General features: G+C 61.0%; 10 protein-coding genes and 7 pseudogenes. 13 read left to right on the top strand and 4 right to left on the bottom strand.

From position 1 onward, the window contains the following. The first annotated feature begins 169 nt into the window (after positions 1 to 169). The 6 genes and pseudogenes from D578_RS0102695 (at position 170) to D578_RS15210 (ending at position 8,280) form a co-directional block, all read left to right on the top strand. Entirely contained in the window at positions 170 to 3,364 is a 3,195-nt protein-coding gene (locus D578_RS0102695) for a type I restriction endonuclease subunit R (RefSeq protein ID WP_018948456.1), read from the top strand. A gap of 981 nt (positions 3,365 to 4,345) precedes the next feature. After that, positions 4,346 to 4,564, top strand: a pseudogene (locus D578_RS14740) (transposase); the annotation flags it as partial. A gap of 532 nt (positions 4,565 to 5,096) precedes the next feature. Further along, complete coding sequence (locus tag D578_RS15830) at positions 5,097 to 5,354, top strand: hypothetical protein (RefSeq protein WP_155996750.1); 258 nt, start codon at positions 5,097 to 5,099, stop codon at positions 5,352 to 5,354. 1,806 nt (positions 5,355 to 7,160) lie between these two features. Further along, positions 7,161 to 7,433, top strand: a pseudogene (locus tag D578_RS16105) (DUF6361 family protein); the annotation flags it as partial. Beyond that, positions 7,429 to 7,780 (top strand): annotated as a pseudogene (locus tag D578_RS16100) (hypothetical protein); the annotation flags it as partial. The pseudogenes D578_RS16105 and D578_RS16100, both read left to right, overlap by 5 nt. Before the next feature lie 41 nt (positions 7,781 to 7,821). Further along, complete coding sequence (locus D578_RS15210; RefSeq protein WP_018948452.1) at positions 7,822 to 8,280, top strand: hypothetical protein; 459 nt, start codon at positions 7,822 to 7,824, stop codon at positions 8,278 to 8,280. A gap of 211 nt (positions 8,281 to 8,491) precedes the next feature. Here D578_RS15210 and D578_RS0102665 read toward each other — a convergent pair whose 3' ends face one another. After that, a complete protein-coding gene (locus tag D578_RS0102665) occupies positions 8,492 to 8,908 on the bottom strand; it encodes a hypothetical protein (protein WP_018948451.1) in 417 nt (138 codons plus the stop codon). A 193-nt stretch (positions 8,909 to 9,101) separates the two neighbouring features. Here D578_RS0102665 and D578_RS0102660 point away from each other — a divergent pair, with 193 nt between their 5' ends. After that, positions 9,102 to 9,248: a hypothetical protein gene (locus tag D578_RS0102660; RefSeq protein ID WP_155996749.1), complete on the top strand. Its 147-nt coding sequence runs from the start codon at positions 9,102 to 9,104 to the stop codon at positions 9,246 to 9,248. Between the two features lie 145 nt (positions 9,249 to 9,393). Here the strand turns inward: D578_RS0102660 and D578_RS16285 are convergent. Then, positions 9,394 to 9,714, bottom strand: a pseudogene (locus tag D578_RS16285) (LexA family protein); the annotation flags it as partial. Between the two features lie 250 nt (positions 9,715 to 9,964). Between D578_RS16285 and D578_RS0102650 the strand changes: the two are divergent. From D578_RS0102650 to D578_RS0102625, 6 genes and pseudogenes are all read left to right on the top strand, one after another. Beyond that, on the top strand, positions 9,965 to 10,657 hold the full coding sequence (locus D578_RS0102650; RefSeq protein WP_018948448.1) for a hypothetical protein: 693 nt from the start codon (positions 9,965 to 9,967) through the stop codon (positions 10,655 to 10,657). 586 nt (positions 10,658 to 11,243) lie between these two features. After that, positions 11,244 to 12,374, top strand: a complete 1,131-nt coding sequence (cfa, locus tag D578_RS0102645) for a cyclopropane fatty acyl phospholipid synthase (RefSeq protein WP_018948447.1) — start codon at positions 11,244 to 11,246, stop codon at positions 12,372 to 12,374. Continuing rightward, positions 12,371 to 13,708, top strand: a complete 1,338-nt coding sequence (locus tag D578_RS0102640) for an FAD-binding protein (RefSeq protein WP_018948446.1) — start codon at positions 12,371 to 12,373, stop codon at positions 13,706 to 13,708. Before cfa ends, D578_RS0102640 begins: the two co-directional genes overlap by 4 nt. Positions 13,709 to 14,079: 371 nt before the next feature. Next, positions 14,080 to 15,120, top strand: coding sequence for a fatty acid desaturase (locus tag D578_RS0102635; protein ID WP_018948445.1), 1,041 nt, complete (start codon positions 14,080 to 14,082; stop codon positions 15,118 to 15,120). 297 nt (positions 15,121 to 15,417) lie between these two features. Continuing rightward, positions 15,418 to 16,076: pseudogene (locus tag D578_RS14735) on the top strand (IS1595 family transposase). Between the two features lie 38 nt (positions 16,077 to 16,114). Then, positions 16,115 to 17,443: a DUF2254 domain-containing protein gene (locus tag D578_RS0102625; RefSeq protein ID WP_018948444.1), complete on the top strand. Its 1,329-nt coding sequence runs from the start codon at positions 16,115 to 16,117 to the stop codon at positions 17,441 to 17,443. A gap of 187 nt (positions 17,444 to 17,630) precedes the next feature. On the opposite strand, the pseudogene D578_RS15205 reads toward D578_RS0102625, so the two are convergent. After that, positions 17,631 to 17,807 (bottom strand): annotated as a pseudogene (locus tag D578_RS15205) (transposase); the annotation flags it as partial. A gap of 60 nt (positions 17,808 to 17,867) precedes the next feature. Beyond that, positions 17,868 to 18,119 (bottom strand): annotated as a pseudogene (locus tag D578_RS0102620) (IS256 family transposase); the annotation flags it as partial.

Here is an 18,119-nt window from a genome sequence, read left to right as displayed (position 1 = left end):
GGTATCCGGAAAGCCGCGAGTCGCATAGGGTAGGGCTTAGCGGGGTCGATGGGCTGCCCGTAGCACGATGCGGAGTAGAGATCCCGGGCCATTGTGTACTGGCTGGTGCCAAACGGATAACCCGACACTCCGCAGCTAGTAACGGGACGCACGAAACACAGGGAGCATCATGGCGGACAGCAGGGAAGCGAAGTTTCAGCAGGACATCATCGACGCGATGACCGCCGATGGCTGGCTGACCGGTCCGGCCGGCGGCTATGACGCCGCGAACGCGCTGTACACCGAGGACCTGGTCGGCTATCTGCAGGAGGCCTGGCCGGAGCGCTGGGAGAAGTTCGCCGCGAAGAACCCGCAGGACCCGCAACGGGCCCTGGTGCGCGCGGTTACCCGCGAGCTGGAGCGCGGCGGCACGCTGGATGTACTACGCCACGGGGTGAAGACGCCCGGCGTGAAGCTGGATCTGTGCAGCTTCAAGCCCGACCACGGCATGAATCCCGAGTCCCTGGCCCGCTATCGCGCCAACCGCCTGCGCGTGGTACCGGAGGTCTCGTACTCGCCGCATGCGCGCAGCGGGGAGTACAATCCGCGGCTGGATCTGGTGCTGTTCGTCAATGGCATCCCCACCGCCACGCTGGAGCTGAAGAGCGAGTTCAAGCAGTCGGTCGAGAACGCCAAGCGCCAGTACCGGCGCGACCGGCCGGTGAAAGACCCGGTCACCCGCAAGCCCGAGCCGCTGCTCACCCCCAAGCGCGGGGCACTAGTGCATTTCGCGGTCAGCCAGCACGCGGTGGCGATGGCGACCCGCCTGGCGGGCAAGGACACCTTCTTTCTGCCCTTCAACCAGGGCACCGAGGACGGCGGCGCCGGCAACCCCGCACCGCCGGACCCGGACAGCTACGCCACCGGCTACCTGTGGCAGCAGGTCTTCCAGCCCGATGCCTGGCTCAAGGTGCTTGGCCGCTTCCTACATCTGGAGCAGAAGACGGTCGAGGATTTCCACGGCAAGCGCAGCAAGAAGGAGACCCTGATCTTCCCGCGCTTCCACCAGTGGGATGTGGTGAACCAGTTGATCGGGGCCACGCGGGAGGAAGGTGCCGGCCAACGCTACCTGATCCAGCACAGCGCGGGCTCCGGCAAGTCCAACTCCATCGCCTGGATCGCACACCAGCTCGCCTCGCTGTACGACGAGAGCGGCCAGAAGCTGTTCAACTCCGTGGTAGTGGTGACCGACCGCACCGTGCTGGACAGCCAGCTCCAGGACACCATCTACCAGTTCGAACACGCGCATGGGGTGGTGCGGCCCATCACCCGCGATGTCGGCAGCCAGAGCAAGTCGGAGCAACTGGCTGAGGCGCTGGCCGAGCAGACGCGCATCATCATCGTGACCATCCAGACCTTCCCGGCGCTGTTCGACGCGCTGGACAAACGCCCGGAGCTGGCCGCCGGGCGCTACGCAGTGATCGCCGACGAGGCGCACTCCTCGCAGACCGGCTCCTCCGCCACCAAGCTCAAGGCCATCCTGGGCACCGACAAGCCGGAGGATGAAGAGATCAGCGCCGAAGAGCTGATGGATGCGGCCGTCGCCTCGCGCAAGCCGACCGAGCGCATCAGCTACTACGCCTTCACCGCCACGCCCAAGGCGAAGACCCTGGAGCTGTTCGGCCGCCCGCCGGATCCGGACCTGCCGGCTTCGGCCGACAACAAACCCGAGCCGTTCCACCTGTACTCCATGCGCCAGGCGATCGAGGAGGGCTTCATCCTCGACGTGCTGAAGAACTACACCACCTACTCGACCGCCTGGAAGCTGGCGCACCCGCATGGCGATGACGAGGAAGTGGAGTCGCGCAAGGCCTCGACCAAGATCGCCCGTTGGGTGCGGCTGCACCCGTACAACATCAGCCAGAAGGTGGAGGTGATCGTCGAGCACTTCCGCGCCAACGTGCGCCACCTGCTGGATGGCCAGGCCAAGGCGATGGTGGTGACCGGCAGTCGGCAGGAGGCGGTGCGCTACGCGCTGGCGATGCGCGAGTACATCCAGGACAAGGGCTATGGCGACGTGCACGCACTGGTGGCCTTCTCCGGCTCCGTGCTGCCGGACGACGTAATCCCCGAGGAGGTGACCGAGCACAGCTCGCTGTTGAACCCGAGCCTGAAGGGGCGCGACCTGGCCGACGCGTTCAAGACCGCCGAATACAACGTGATGATCGTGGCCAACAAGTTCCAGACCGGGTTCGACCAACCCAAGCTCTGCGCCATGTACGTGGACAAGAAGCTGCAGGGCGTGGAATGCGTGCAGACGCTCTCCCGCCTGAACCGCACCTTCCCGGGCAAGGAGGACACGTTCGTCCTCGACTTCTTCAACGATGCCGAAGACATCCTCGAAGCCTTCCGCCCGTATTACAACAAGGCCGAGCTGGCCGACGTCTCCGACCCGAACGTGGTCTACGACCTGCAGCACAGCCTGGACGCCTCAGGCATCTACCACTGGGACGAGGTCGAGAACTTCGCCCGCGCATTCTTCAACCCGAAGGCCAACGCCAGCCAGCTCAGCTACTACTGCCAGTCCGCCCGGGAACGCTACACCACCCGCTACAAGGCCGTCCTCGAGCAGATCCAGACCTGGAAAGGCGCCTACGCCCAAGCCGAACGCAATGGCGACAAGCCCGGCCTGCACCGAGCCGAGCAGGAGCTGAAGGACGCCCACACCACGCGCGACGAGCTGGACCTGTTCCGCAAGAACCTCCAGAGCTTCGTGCGCAGCTACGAGTTCCTCTCTCAGATTGTCGACTTCGAAGACCGCGAGCTGGAACAGCTATGCGTATACGCCCGCGGCCTGCACCCGCTGCTGGGCACCCAAAACCTGGAAGAAGACGCAATCGACGTCTCCGAACTGGAACTGACCCACTACCGCCTGAACAAGCGCGCCGAACACCAACTGAACCTCGGCGAAGAGGGTGAGGACTACGACGGTCTGAAGCCCCTCTCCGACGTCGGCTCCGGCAAGCCCCACGACCCGGAAAAGAAACGCCTCTCAGAGATCATCGACCAGCTCAACGACCTCTTCGGCGCCGAAGTGAGCGACCAAGACAAGCTCCAGTTCGCCAACGGCATCGCCGACCGCATCCGCCGCGATGAGTCCGTGATGGCCCAGGTCGAGAACCACAGCCCCGACCAAGTGATGCACGGCCTGTTCCCCAAACGCGTCACCGACACCGTCCTCGACGCCATGACCGACCACGAAAAACTCTCCATGCAGGTCCTGGACGACCCCGAACGGCAGCGCGACTTCGCTTTGCTGATCCTGCGCCTCCTGACCGCCGGGACAGGCGACCAACGCACCATCCCCACGAGGCCCGCTCAATGAACACGCGTCTCGGCGCATTGGCGCTCTCTTCGGCAATCCGGGGGCTGAAACGCACCACGCCGCCATCCCGCCGATTGGTTCGCCAAGCGGTCTCCCACTGCGCCTTGGTAACCGAACGGTATGGAGCCTCGCTCGCGGGATATCACGGCTATGTCGGTGTTATCCAGAATCTGTATATCGCCAATATCTCAGATTCTATCTAAAGCACTGTTATGTGGCGCAGTGCAATTGACTCAAGCGCACCTTGCCAGTATTGCAGAATCAAAAACCCTAAAGGCGTACGCAACATGATTCAAAAAATTTGGGTAATTCTTCTTCTCATCGCTCTTCCATCAGCTACGCTCGCCGATAGGTTTGAGATTCATGGCCCTGGTTCTTCCGCGTCAGGGGAGGGGCTTATCCTCGCTCTAGTAGCTTACGGATTTCTCCTATATTCAATATTAGAGTGGGGAGAGCGTCGCGCTCGTGGCCTGCCAATGGGACAAACGGAAAGTCAGTGGAAAGGAGGTGTTTGGGCTTGGGTGTTCTACGTCGTTATCGCTTTGGGGCTGAGTATCCCGCTCCAGGGACTATTTTCGGTAGAAAGCACTGTTGCCTTTCTGGCATCGTTCGCGGTTATTGCCTTTTTCAGGCAAACCTAGCAGTCGCCCTGCATTATGCAGACTTGCGAATACCAAAATTCCCACCAATATTTATGTCTTACATGCCACAGCGTAAAGTGAAATGCAGTAGCGCTTGTTAAGTCCCGACCACATAACAAGTCGCTCAAGTTGGTTCCGCGCTCCGTGCTCCACCGGACGCGGTTGACGCCGCGCCGCTTACCTTAGACGTTAGGCTTATTGGACCCCGTCTGTGTCTTGTAATCGGGGTCGGACCACGGTAACCGACTGAGAAGATGAATGAATATTCGGAATCGATCCCTAAATTCGGGACTAAAGCGGCAATTTCCGTTTTCAAATGGCCATTCTAGGGAGGGAAGCCATGCCACGCGCGAATCGCCATCATCTGCCGGGCCATGTCTGGCATGTCGCGCATCGCTGCCATAAGCAGGAGTTCCTGCTCAAGTTTGCCCGCGACCGGAGGCTTTGGGGGTGCTGGCTGTACCAGGCGCGCCAGCGTTACGGACTCTGTGCGCTGAACTACATAGTGACGTCCAACCATGTCCACCTGCTGGTGCGCGATGAGGGCAAAGGTGATGTCGGGGTCGGACCACGTGAACTAATTGAAAGGGCGATGAAAATCGCCGAAATACGGCTTGAACTCGGGCTTATAGCTGCAATTTCTGCCTTCAAATGGCCAATCCTGGGGCCGTTGGAGTAAGACCTTGCCTTTTTGCCCTTTCTGTCAGGGCAGGGGCAAAAGGCAAGGTCTGAGGGCGACCCCACCCGAAGGCAACGTCTGACCGGCACTTCACATTGGAGGCGCGTGGGCCATAAGGAGACGGAAGTGGGCGGCCAGGGAATGGGCATGGAGCCAATGCGTATTCGAAAAAAAGTGGGGATGTCAATTACAAGAGGGGCTTGAGTAAGACTGGGTGTGCGGCGGAACCCCTTCGGATCCATCCCTTGCCTTTTGCGTTTGTTGTCGGTACAACATGCGCTCGGGCGCTCAACTGGCTCTTTTCCTTTGGCTCGTTTTGACTGACAAAACGCGAGCCTGAGCGTGCTCTAACGTTGGGGTAAAAAGAAAGGTCGGGGCCCGGCCTGGAAATAATTTAGAGAAGGAGAACCGTATGAAAGGAATTGCATTATCATTTTTCACAGCTGGCTTAGTTGTGGCCTTGTCTGGCTGCGCGTCCGGTCCATCCTACAAAATCGAAAAGGGGTGGGTGAAGGAGGGCGTAAGCTATGAAGAAGCACAGAGACAGCGATTTGATTGTCGAGAAAAAGCCAAAGATAATGCAGAAAGAGAGACGCAGATCGGCGGGCTGAAAGAAAGTTGTATGACCTTAGAGGGCTATGAGTGGGGAACTTATAGAACGAAGATTTGATCGCTAATATTTCGAGCGTTGGTTAGAGCGCTTAACAAATGGCGGCAAGGCAAACGGTTTGCCGCCGCTTCTGCGGAGCCCCATGTCATGCCCTGCGTATTTTATCTTTAGCGCTGTTTTGTGGCCAAAGGGCCGGGTCTGTCCCTGCGTTGGCCCTAACAGGAAACGGTGCAGTAATGTATGCGTGGAAAACAGTAACGATGTTACATCTACGCGCCTTAGCCGAATTGTTATGAGGGGCTTTGTGGTCAAACCTTGCGTCTCAGATAGCAGCCAGTTCCTTTCGCTTCAAGGCGAGACGTTAGATCAGCTCTTAATACAAGCTCGTACTTGCTGGCGTTTTTAATGGCGGAAAAGGAGGGTTAATGGGGTCGTTGGGGATATTGATGTTGGTGGCCCTTGGGTATATTGCTTATTCAGCGTTTTACCCGGGTGTTCGTGAAGACCAACGTAAGGGAGGCGTGATTTATGGATTGATTGCGATGGCCATATTGGTTTTCGTCGCACTTTAGCGGTGTGTTACGCGGGCTTTGGGGTCGGGCCTTGTCTTGTTTTCATCCGGCGGGGCTCGGCGAGAGCAAATGGGGGCTATGCGGGAGTAGAGAATAAGGCGGTCTCCTGTGCTGGGTTGACGGGGTTGGTGCTCAACGGAGAGTGCAAGGAAGATGGATTCCTCAGATCTGGTATGTGTATAGCGTAAAGTTGAGGATGTTACGGAAAAAAGCAAGGTCGGACCTTAGTGGCGGTGCAAACCGGAGGCAGTCCGGGCGGCGGCTACTTACCGGCTTCTCCGACTCATGGTGTCGATGTAGAATGTAGTGGCGAAATGGATTTACAATCGGCCTGGTTATGCATGTGTACTACAGGGCCGGGTCGGGAAAACCCAAAAAAAGAGTAACTCGTTCCGATCCGAAAATATATAATTACTAACATTGCCAGTGATAGGCGATATTCGTATCGCACTAACGTAGCTTTTTATCTTTAATATTATTTAATGCTTTTGGGGTGATCCAGTGGAAAACTTAGTTTTGAAACCGTTCCTTAACCAATGGTTTCAGTGGGAAAGGATTAACGATTGCTTCTGGCCGGGCGCCGGCGGGCGATCAGAAAAGGTTGATCCCGATCTGGCCCCTGTAAGATTAATGTCGGGGGTGTATGTGATCTCGTGGGGGAGCGCAACAGGTATACCAAGCCCTTCGGGCAGTAATGTCCAATACGTTGGGATGACGGATAATTTTAAGAATCGGATGTCGCAGTTCGCATCATCTGCAGGATTTCATTACGATGGAAGATACTCCGGGCATTCGGCCGCTTGGAGATGGCCGGAGGCGAGAAGTGAGTTAATGCACGTGGCGTTTTTCCCCCTTACAGAGAATCTAGAGTCTCATTTGAAATCGGGGTTCCTGTACTGGCAGGAAGCGCTTGCGATAGATGAATTCTATAAAAAGCATGGGACGGTACCACCGCTGAATTCTGGAGGTGGAGAAATCCAGATCAGCTGATCTGGATTTAAGAGGACGAGTTAGTAAACGGTTTTTGACAGTCGCCCTTGCGTAAACCGGCTCTTGGGCATCTCGGCCGCCTTTGGCGCTAGTCTGCCCAGAGGCCTCTAGGTTCCAATGGACCGAATTTTCGGGAAGGCATGGCGGAGTCGCACTTCCAGAGGTCGCCGAAATATTGGCTGTAAGCCGTTTGGGAAACGCGTCACCGACCTTAAGGAGGCCATACCTGAGCCGGAATGTGGGCGTTCCGCTGACGGAGTATCCGACATGCGGTTTGTAACGGCGCTCGGTATAGGGAGATCGTATGCTCGGTTCCAGAATGTCTTGGCTTGATCACGATTCGGAGGCGCGCGAGCGGAACATGCGTGTTCTGGCAATGTTAGGGGAGCGCGATAGGCGCGACGAGCTGGGGCTGGGCTCCATTCGAGAAGATCTGGCGGAGTTGCTGTTTCCGGGTACGAGTACGATTCAAACACGGTTGCGCTACATGTTCTTCGTGCCCTGGGTGTACCAGGAGGTTGAGTCGGAGTTGGCTCGCGGAGCATTGGGGTCTGATCGGGTCTCGGCACTGGCGGCGAAATGTGGCGCAGGATATTGGCGTGCACGCGCTTTCGGCCTTGGGTGTAGAGGGGGATCCGTGGACGTACCTCTTTGCGCGCGCGGAAGTCACCGATTTCGGGCAGGAATCCGATCTCGCACCCTGGTGGATCTATGAGGCGGGTGATGCACGCATTCAGCGACTGGTTCTGCTTCTGCCGCTGAGCCGGGATGTCGGCCGCCTCAAAAACATGAAACGGCTGTTGGCGCTCTACCGCATGTTGTTCGGCCAACCGCCAGGAAGACCTGATCGCATACCTAGATCACGCCCTGCCGGAAGATGCGCCAGAGGACTGGCAGACTTCCCTGCTACCTCCCGCGACATAACGTCCGGTATTTGATTTCGACAGAGCTGAGAGGCATTGCGCATGGATAAGGAGCATCTGCCGAAACTGGTGGGCGAGTTGTATCGTGTTGTCGGGGAGCTAGAAGCGATGTTTCCGGGTAGGCATTTCACTCCCGATGGTCACCTTGTGGGCAGTCTGGGTGAGTGTCTCGCGGCCTATCATTACAGGCTTGATCTCCTCCGGGCATCTTCACCGGGCGTGGACGCCGTTAAGGATGGGCGAGAGATCGAGATCAAGGCGACCCAAGGAACAAGAGTTGGCCTGCGAAGTGGTCCGGAGCATCTGCTCGTGCTGAAGCTGGATCGGGAAGGTGGCTTCGAGGAGATCTACAACGGACCGGGCAAAGTCGTCTGGCGTGAATTCGAGGGAAAACCGAGACCGAGTAACGGCCAGTATCAGATTTCGGTAAAACGGCTTACCCAATTGATGGCGGCTGTCTCTCCTGATGAGAGAGTGCCAATGAAGATCGCGAACGGATGAGCAGGCTTTTATCGGGCCAGAAGGGTGCCTTCAGCCTGTCGCAGTCGACGGTAGCCGCATCAGGGTATTCGGAAGGCCCCTGGACAAGAGCAAGCATCGAACGCCTCCAACGCGAAGGCGCTGACAAGAGATTGGCGGAAGCTCGTCGAGGAGTGCCCGGCGGTCTACAGAGGTGCCAACTTCCTTGACGGCCACCGCCAGTCGAAGGCCGTCAGTCATTCGAGGAAGACGAGGCCACGCTGCCCCGGACCGGCAGGGAAAAGAACGTCCGCCAGACCAGCTTACCGGTCAGCCCTGCCTCGCGATTCCACGGGAACAGGGAGACCAGACGCGCCATGGCGCAATAGCCCACCAGCACTTGGGCCCAGGTGCCGATCAGGGGGACCCAGAAAAGCCAGCGCATGGGCTCGGGCAGCGCGACCAGTAACAGCAGGAGATAGAAGAACCGCACCTGTACCGGGAAGGCGGTCAGTCCCGACGCCCGTGCCGAGAAATGCGCCAGGTTGACCACGGTCAGCCCGACGGCGAGGTAAAGCCCGAGCGGATCGAGCAGTACGCCCCAGGTCAGTAGCGCCACGGTCACCAGCCAGTACCACCAACCCAGGTCCCTTACATCCAGCATCAACATCGTCCGACTCCTTCTCCGTCTACGCGAGGTCCGTACGATTCGTGCAGATCTCCTGCGGTGCAGCTCCGGCGCGGGAGCAGGATTGGCCCAACTGTTAATGGTCACCAGAACTGACCTGACGTGTAAAGTGGATCCCGATATCTGGACAGCGGTTTAACCTATGGCCAAGCCTCTGCATCGGGATACCAACGAGATGGGTGAGAAGCGGAAGCGGAACACATACGACGAGCGTCCGCACCAGGCCCTGGCCGACGAGACGCCGGCAACGGTCTACCGGACCCGGCTGGGCGGAGGCGCACGGATCGTGTACAAGTGCGGCCCGGCGAACCTGCAGCACTAGGGCAGCGAGGGGCAAAAGGCAAGGTCTGACCCTGGTTTTTTCTTCTGGGGGTCAATCTGGAGGACGCGACGGCCAATGCGGTCGACGTGCGGGAGGCGCGGCTGCGCGAGAAGCTGCGCCAGGTGGGGGTCGAGGGGCCGGCTATGTTCAGGATGCTGGCGTCCTGCATGGAGTCGCCCTCCACCTCGAGCACATAGCACTCGCCACGCCCGCGCAGGGCCGGTGGTACCTCCACGGGTTCGGGGTTCGCCAGCGCCTCGATCGGTGGGTTGGCCGCGATGCGTCTGAGCAGGGGCAGGGTGTGGGTACCCCATGACCCGGTTGCCGCACCTTCGTCTTCGCGCGAGGGTGAACGGAACAAGCCGTTAGTTAGCCGGCCCCCTTGATGGCGCCCGCGGATGGCCTGCACATATCCCGCGGCCCCCAGGGCCCGGATGTGCTTGTGCAGCGAGCCGTGTGAGCGCATAACCCGACTGAAGGGGCCGATCTAACCGCTTCAGGCAACCATGCATTTGGCAACGAGGCCGTCCATGCCTGTACTCACCGGCGAAACCGACTAATACCTCGGGACCGCCGAGGACCACGACGCGGACGTCCTCTACAATCTAGGAGAGATCTCACAATCCCCCGCCAGTGGGGCCGGTTCTCCCGTTGACGTCGCTTCACTGCCACGAGTGTTGCGCGGCACCTTGCCCTCAGACTCCAGGAGAGATGCGATGTACCAGTCTTACGCGCGAGCGATACTGATCGGCGTCGGCCTCTGCACCTCCGGGGCCACCCTCGCGGAGACATCGGCGCCTCCGATATCGTCGGTTCAAGAGGTTGAGGCTGGAGAGCTTTTCCCTCTGGTTCCCGGTAAAAGCACGTTCAGGGTGGTCGACGGAGACGGAGAAGGACGGCAAGTCGTGCTGGAACTGATTCCCGCAGACGGTGAAGGCCGCTGGGAAGTTCGATTTGGTGACTACAACATTCTCCATCTTTCCGAGCTTTGGGATGGCAGCGTGGTGCTGACCGGTCTGGACGTGCTGACGCAAGGCCAGACCGTGCTGTACGAGCCACCCGTGGTGCTGCTACCCAGCAGGATCGTGCCCGATCGGACATGGAGCGCCTCTGGCAGGGCCACCGTCGTGAATAGAGAGACGCAAGAGGTTGAACACACGGGTGAGTACCAGCACCGAGTCATGCCCATCACTCTAGAGCGGTATGCGACTCCGGCGGGTGATTACGAAGGCTTCCTGGTGCCGATCGAGCAGAGCATCGATCTTGATGCTCCGGCGGTGATCCGGTTTTGGCTCGATCTTGGCTTCTTCCCCGGCCAAGGACTGGTGAAACGGTCGATGAAGTTCGTCGTCGACAAACCCTTGTGGTTCGGCTCGACCACACGCCGCACAGCAGATCTCGTCCGTTAGGGAAACACCGATTTACTCCGCCGTGGGCGGTGCCGATCGTGCACGTCTGGGATAATACGCGGGGGTTCGGACCGCCGGCGGCGATCGAAGCGCAGTACCATCAACCACTTCAGGGGTCCGTTCGTGCAGCGTGACCCAAACCAACGGGACTCCGGGAAACCCGGGGCGGTTCATGCGCACGGTCATACCGGCGATGCCATAGCGCCGTGCCAGTTCTGGATCACTCCCGCTGGATGGTGCCTCCTGAAGCTCTCGCCCGATCTGGGGCGTGGAGCACGTTCGCATGAGTCGTACTCGCCATTGATGCCATCCCTGCGTTCGGTTGTCAGGAATGGGGTAGAACCCGAGTCGCGTCCAGTGGAGTAAGAGCGGTGGGGTTCTCCTTCGTTGTTGCGAGTTCGGCGACTGCAACTCTAACGAAGGCTCACGGTGGCTTCACCACCCTCGATCTGCACCACTTCCGGGGACGTCCGGATCCGGAGGAGAATGGAACGTTGCGAGCTTGGGTCTAGCTCTGATTAAGGCTAATGTGGCGCGGTTATTGCGCCCGGACCCCGGCCATCCGATTCCTGCAAGGAGCGCGAGCATGTCAGCAAGACAACAAGTCACGGAACTGCTGCGCAGCGCTGACGTCGAGGCCGGCGGCGAGCGGCCCTGGGATCTCCAGGTCCACGACGAGCGCCTGTATCAGCGCATTCTGGCCGAGGGCTCGCTCGGTGCCGGCGAGGCCTACATGGACGGCTGGTGGGACACCGAGCGGCTCGACGAGTTGTTCTTCCGGATCCTCCAGGCCAGCCTGGACGACAAGGTCCGTACGCCGTCGGTACTTGGCCAGGTGTTGCTGAGCTGGCTCGGCAACGAGCAGAGTCGCCGGCGCTCGCGGCGGGTCGCGGAGCAGCATTACGACCTTTCGAACCGGCTCTACGAGGCCATGCTCGGGCCGACCATGCAATACACCTGCGCCTATTACGGCCCCGACGGGGCCGAGGCGACCCTGGACGAAGCCCAGCGCGCAAAGCTGGACCTGATCGCGCGCAAGCTGCACCTGGAGCCGGGTATGCGCGTGCTCGAACTGGGCGGCGGGTTCGGCGAGCTGGCCCGGTTTCTGGCCGCGGAGCACGGATGCGAGGTGGACAGCTACAACATCAGCAGTCAGCAGGTGGAGTACGCGAGAGGGCTTTGCGAGGGCCTGCCGGTCGACGTTCGGCAGCAGGACTACCGCGAGGCGGCCAATGAATCCCGGCAATACGACCGTGTCCTGAGTGTCGGTCTGATGGAGCACGTCGGGCCGAAGAACTTTCGCGCCTTCTTCGATCTGGCCCGGGCCCGCCTGAAGCCCGGCGGCCTGGCGCTGGTCCACACCATCGGCGGCAACATTAGCCGTGGCGGCACCGACCCCTGGATCGCGAAATACATCTTCCCCGGTGGCGTGATCCCATCCGAGGCGCAGCTCACTCGGGCCAAGGAGGGGCTGTTCGTGCTCGAGGACTGGCACAACTTCGGCCCGGACTATGACCGCACCCTGATGGCCTGGGACGGCAATTTCGCTGCCGCCTGGCCGGATCTGAAACAAAGCGAAGGCCTGGATGAACGCTTCTACCGGATGTGGCGCTATTACCTGTTGAGCTGTGCCGGCGCCTTCCGGGCGCGCCAGCTGAATCTCTGGCAGCTCGTGCTCAGCCACGGGGATCTGCCGCGTTACGAGCCGGTCCGATGAGCAGCGCCGGCTGGGCCGCCCACCGCAATCGTGTGGAGGCGATGGCCGCGGCGCTGGCCGGGTCGGACGGACCGGTGCGCCTCAGAAAGTCCACCAGCAACCTGTTCAGGCCGCGCGAGGAGGCCCGCCGGACGGAGATCGACGTGGCTTCGCTCAACCACGTGATCGAGATCGATCCCGAGGCCGGCGTTGCCGAGGTCGAGGGCATGACGACCTATGCCGACGTGGTCGACGCAACGCTGCCGTATGGCCTGGCCCCGGCCATCGTGCCGGAGCTCAAGAGCATCACGGTCGGCGGCGCGACCACCGGGATCGGCATCGAGTCGGGCGCGTTCCGCTACGGCCTGGTGCACGACACGGTGGACGAGCTCGACGTCATGGTCGCCGACGGTCGCGTGTTGACCTGCTCGCGCGAGCAGCGCCCGGAACTGTTCTACGGCTTTCCGAACTCCTACGGCAGCCTCGGTTACGCCACCCGGGTCCGGCTGCGGCTGATTCGGGTGGAGCCTTATGTGCGGCTGGAGCACACCCGCTTCCGCGACCCCGAGGAACTGTTCACGGCGATCGCCGAGGAATGCGCGCACCCGACCTGCGCGTTTCTCGATGGCGTGTACTTCGCCCCCGGCGATTTCGTGCTGACCCGCGCGCATTGCGTGGAATCGCCGCCGGCGGACACCGAGGCCGGTGACTACACCTGGATGCGCCAGTACTGGCAGAGCCTGCGCGAGCGGCGCGAGGATTATCTGAGCATCCACGACTACCTCTGGCGCTGGGACACCGACTGGTTCTGGTGCAGCAGGAATGTCGGCGCCCACCTCAAGCCGGTGCGGCTCCTTCTCGGGCGCAAGCGCCTGTCGAGCGTGACCTACCAGAAGATCATGCGCGCCAGCCGCCGCTGGCCGCTGAGCCTGCTCCATGCCGTACGGCCGCGCAGCGAGGCGGTGATCCAGGACGTCGACATCCCGATCGTCAACGCCGCGGCGTTTCTGGCCGATTTCGAGGCCGAACTCGGGATCCGTCCGGTGTGGATCTGCCCGTTTGTCGTGCCAGAGGCCGGGTTCTCGTTGTTCGAGCTGCGTCCCGATACGGCGTACATCAACTTCGGCTTCTGGGACATCGTCCGCTCCAGCGAGCCCGACGGCTATTACAACGCGAGGGTCGAGGCACTGGTCGCGAAGCACGGCGGCAAGAAGAGCCTGTACTCGCGCAGTACCTACGACGAAGCGACCTTCTGGCAGAACTACGACCGCCCGGCCTACGAGGCCCTCAAACACGAGTGCGATCCCGAAGGGCGCTTTCCGGGGCTCTATGAAAAGGCGGTGAAACGGGGCTAAGGCCGGTTTTTCCTCCAGGCTGAAAATCCTTGTCCACCCCGGCTGATTGCGCGCCGGGAAATCGCGGAGACCGGCAAGATCGCGATCGACGGTGAATGCCCCGTCGCGCGTCCTGGTTGTCGTGGTCCGACCGCATCAACGTAGTTGGCGCTTTTGAGCCCCACCCTGGGGCTGCCCGCGCCGGGTAGCGGCATCGCGGGTTCGGTGTGCGGTATCGAACAGACGGTGAACGCGCATGGGTCCAATATGGCTTAAAAGGCTATGGCTATTGTGACCGGTATCGGGGCGATGGCTCTGTGTCAGAAACCGGCACGCCGGCGATGGGTTGCGAACCCGTAGGTTGGAGGTCGAGCCTATTACGGAGTCCATACATGGATCCAGAAGTACTGCACCAAGAAACAACCGGTGATCCCCGAGCGTTACAGCGGGCACTGTCCGCTTATCGTGCGCCGCGCCTCGCCCGCAGCGTCTTCGAACTGCTTGTTACGGTGATCCCGTTCGGCCTTTTCTGGTTTTTGACCTGGGCAAGCGTGAGCGCTGGCTACTGGCTCGGTCTGCTGCTGGTGATACCCGCCGCTGGATTTCTCGTGCGGGTGTTCATGATCCAGCATGACTGCGGCCACGGCTCCTTCTTTCCGTCCCGGCGCGCCAACGACTGGGTGGGACGGGCCCTGGGGGTGTTGACGCTCACGCCCTACGACCTCTGGCGCCACACCCACGCCCTCCATCACGCGCACTCTGGCAACCTGGATCGCGCTGACGAGGGGGGCATCGACACCTTGAGTGTGCGCGAATACCAGGCCCAGCCCCGGATGCAGCGTCTGCGGTACCGGCTGTACCGCCACCCGCTGATCCTGTTCGGCCTGGGGCCGGTCTACCTGTTCATGTTGCAGAACCGCGTACCCGTCGGGTTCATGCGCGCGGGATGGATGCCGTGGCTGAGCACCATGGGTACGAATGCGGCCATCGTGCTGGTCGTCATTGCGATGATGTCGCTGGTGGGGGTGGGAACCTTTCTTCTGGTGCACCTGCCGATCGCGATTCTGGCTTCTTCCATCGGCGTCTGGCTGTTCTATGTGCAGCACCAGTTCGAGAATACGCGCTGGGCGCACGACGAGGAGTGGTCCTTCCGCGAAGCCGCGCTCTATGGGAGCTCCTACTATGATCTGCCGGCTCCGTTGCGCTGGATGACCGCGAATATCGGGGTACACCACGTCCATCATCTCGCCAGCCGCATCCCGTTCTACCGGTTGCCCGAGGTGCTGAAGGATTTCCCGCAGCTTCGCGAGATTAGTCGTCTCACGCTGCGGCAAAGTCTCCACTGCGCACGACTCGCCCTGTGGGACGAGGAGCGCCGGCGTCTGGTCCCCTTCGAGCACGCGAACGCGGAGGCGCCTACGGTGCGCGCGTGAGCGCGAAGAGCGAGTTTTCCGGCAGCGAATAGGTCGCCCGCGCTCGACTTGTCAGTCAGGCGCGGAAGATAGGCGTGCAAGCGCGATACAGGCAAATCCTGCGTGCGTGGCTCGGGCTGCACCCCTGTCTCGCAGATGGCTCGTTCGATGAGGTATTCGCGAGGCTTGATCACAAGGCGGCCACGGAAGCTCTGGAGCCTAAAGCGAAACCTGATTAGCACGGATGCTCCGCAGGCTCACTCTGTGAGCCACCACCGGGCGTAGTCTGGACCTCCGCCCAGAACGGAGCGCAGCAGCATGGACCAGAATCGGAATCAGTTTCAGGCAGGAATGTCGATGCCCGAGTTCATCGCCCAGTACGGCACCGAGGCACAATGCGCAGCGGCGCTGGAGCAGACCCGCTGGCCCGATGGCTTTCGCTGCCCGCGCTGCGGTAGCGCGGCGCACGGCGCACGGCGCACGGCGTGATTAAGGCTGTCCGCGGGTCGGAGAACAAGGTCCCGTTCGTGGCCGCGGTGTTGCTGACCGAGGACGAACACCCGCTGCGCGTGAAGCTGTCCCCGGTTGCGGGTTTCACCTTCCGAGCCTTGTGGGACTGGTCGCGCCAGAGCTTGGCGCCGGGTTGCACCGTATACTCCGACGGTCTGGCCCGCTTCAACGCGGTCACCATGGCCGACTGCGCGCACCAGCCCACCGTGGTCGGCGGCCGCAAGCCGAAGGACCTGCCGGAGTTTCAGTGGATCAACACCGTGCTCGGCAATCTGAAGACCAGTCTGAGCGGGACCTACCACGCCTTTGCCTCCTCCAATAATGCGGCCCGCTACCTGGCTGCGTTCGCATACCGGTTCAACCGACGCTTCGACCCGGCCACGTTGCCGCAGCGCTTGCTGATTGCTGTGGTGCACTGCGGTCGGCGGCCGGAACGCGAATTACGGTTTGGGGAGCATTCGTGCTAATGAGGTGTTGGATTGTATTCCATCCTGCGAGGTCGACCATGCTGAGCCGTCTCTACAATCTCTGGGCAACCCTGCGGACCGGCTTTTGGTTTGTGCCCACGCTCATGGCTGTCGGCGCGGTCGGGCTGGCTGTCATAGCCCTTAACCTCGATGCCGGCCTGCCGGAGGAGGAGGCCCGAAAGTTTTGGCTCCACAGCGGCGGGCCGGAGGACGCCCGCAATTTGCTGTCGACCGTCTTTTCCTCAATGGTCACGATGGCGACACTCGTAATATCGATCACCATGGTGGTGTTGACGCTAGCCGCCAGTCAACTTGGACCACGACTGGTAGGCAACTTCATGGGCGATCTCCGCACACAGATCGTGTTCGGCACCTTCCTCATGACCATCATTTATTGCCTGCTAGTGCTTCGCACCCTCGACAGCGAATTCGACATTTCCGCGGTGCCGCACATTGCGATCACGATCGGCACTGCGCTCGCCCTCATCAACCTGTTCGCGCTGCTGTTTTTTATCCACATTTTAGCTCGGTCGATCATTTCCGATACAGCGATCCGACGTGTCAACAGAGATCTCCGCGATTCGATTTCACGCCTTCTGCCGGCGAAGGACGAAGGTCAACCGCCCGTTGAGCGGGCGAAGGCGGATGACGTGCTGCCGGCCGACTTCGATGAACGTGCGGCTTCTTTGTGGCTATCCGAAGAAGGCTATGTGCAGGCGATCAAGTATGCGCACCTCGTGGAAATCGCCTGCCGGCACAAGGCGGTGGTCCGCCTGGACTTCCGTGCCGGTGATTTCGTCATGCGAGGATCGCACAAGGCCAGTATCTATCCCGGGCGCCTGCCCGAGCCGGGTCTGGTGACCGAAATCGCAGGCGCGATCCTGATCGGCGAAGATCGCACGGAGGTTCAGGATCTGGAGTTCTCGATCCGCCACCTGGTCGAAATCGCCGTGCGCGCGCTTTCGTCGGGCATCAACGATCCCTTCACCGCCACTGCCGTTATCGATCGCTTGGGCGCTGCGCTCGGCGAACTGATGCGGCGGGAACTCCAGCCCGAGGTGTTTTGCGATGAGGCCGGCGTGGTGCGCGTGGTTGGCCGAGCGCCGAGCTTCCGTGATTTCATGGACGTCGCTTTCCACCAGATCCGCCGAGCCGGAGCTACCGACCCCGCGGTCATCATCCATATGCTCAACACCATTGCGCGGCTTGCGGTCAACGTCCGCCTGTCCAGCCAACGCGACGCTTTGTACGATCACGCCGCCATCATCGCCGAAGCCGGCCGCCGCGGGGCGTCGGAAGCCTCCGACATGGCCGACATCGAGGGCAGCTATCAGGCGGCTCAAATGGCGTTAAAGTCAAACGCATAGCCTAGGGCCGCACCGGATGATCAGGCAACCCGGCAGCAGTACCCCGGTTCTATAGCGACCCCGACGACCGACCCGCCAACTGTGCTACTTATCTGGGCTGAGATCGATATCTCTCCATCCCCACACGACCATTGCAGAAACTGCTGAGAGATAATCCCTTGGCAAAGTACGCGGCCGCGTCTCTTAAAAAATCCGGTTCCTTGGTCACCCGGGCCAGGTCGCGCCTCAGACGCGCGACCTCCTCATCCCTTGGCGCCCCAGTACCGGAAAAGGCCTTGCTGGCCCCGGCCTCCGCCTCCCGAACCCAGCGGGTCAGCAGGTTCGGCCTGATACCCAGCTCCAGGGCAATCTGCCGGCAGCTTGTGTCCGATCGACGGACCAACTACACGAGTTATTGTCAATTCTGGTGTATGAGCACTGAGAGTCAGGCGGCGCTCCGGTCGGTGTTGGATGGCTCGGTTTGCTCGACGCCATCGATGAACTGAACCCCGCGCTCGAGCTTGTCGAGCCACTCGTAACCCCGGAGTCGGCGCCAGCGCTTCTGGGCGCTCTGGCCGAGCTTGAACGTCAGGCTCAGGATGGTGTTGCGGGTCACGCAACCGCGGGTCTTGGCAGTGCGCAGGCGCACGGTGGCGAACGTCGATTCGATCGGGTTGGTCGTCCGGATCGATTGCCA

Origin of the sequence: Thioalkalivibrio sp. ALMg11 (assembly GCF_000377905.1) — a bacterium.
Classification (GTDB): Bacteria; Pseudomonadota; Gammaproteobacteria; order Ectothiorhodospirales; family Ectothiorhodospiraceae; genus Thioalkalivibrio.
This window is presented reverse-complemented; position numbering and strand designations above follow the sequence as displayed.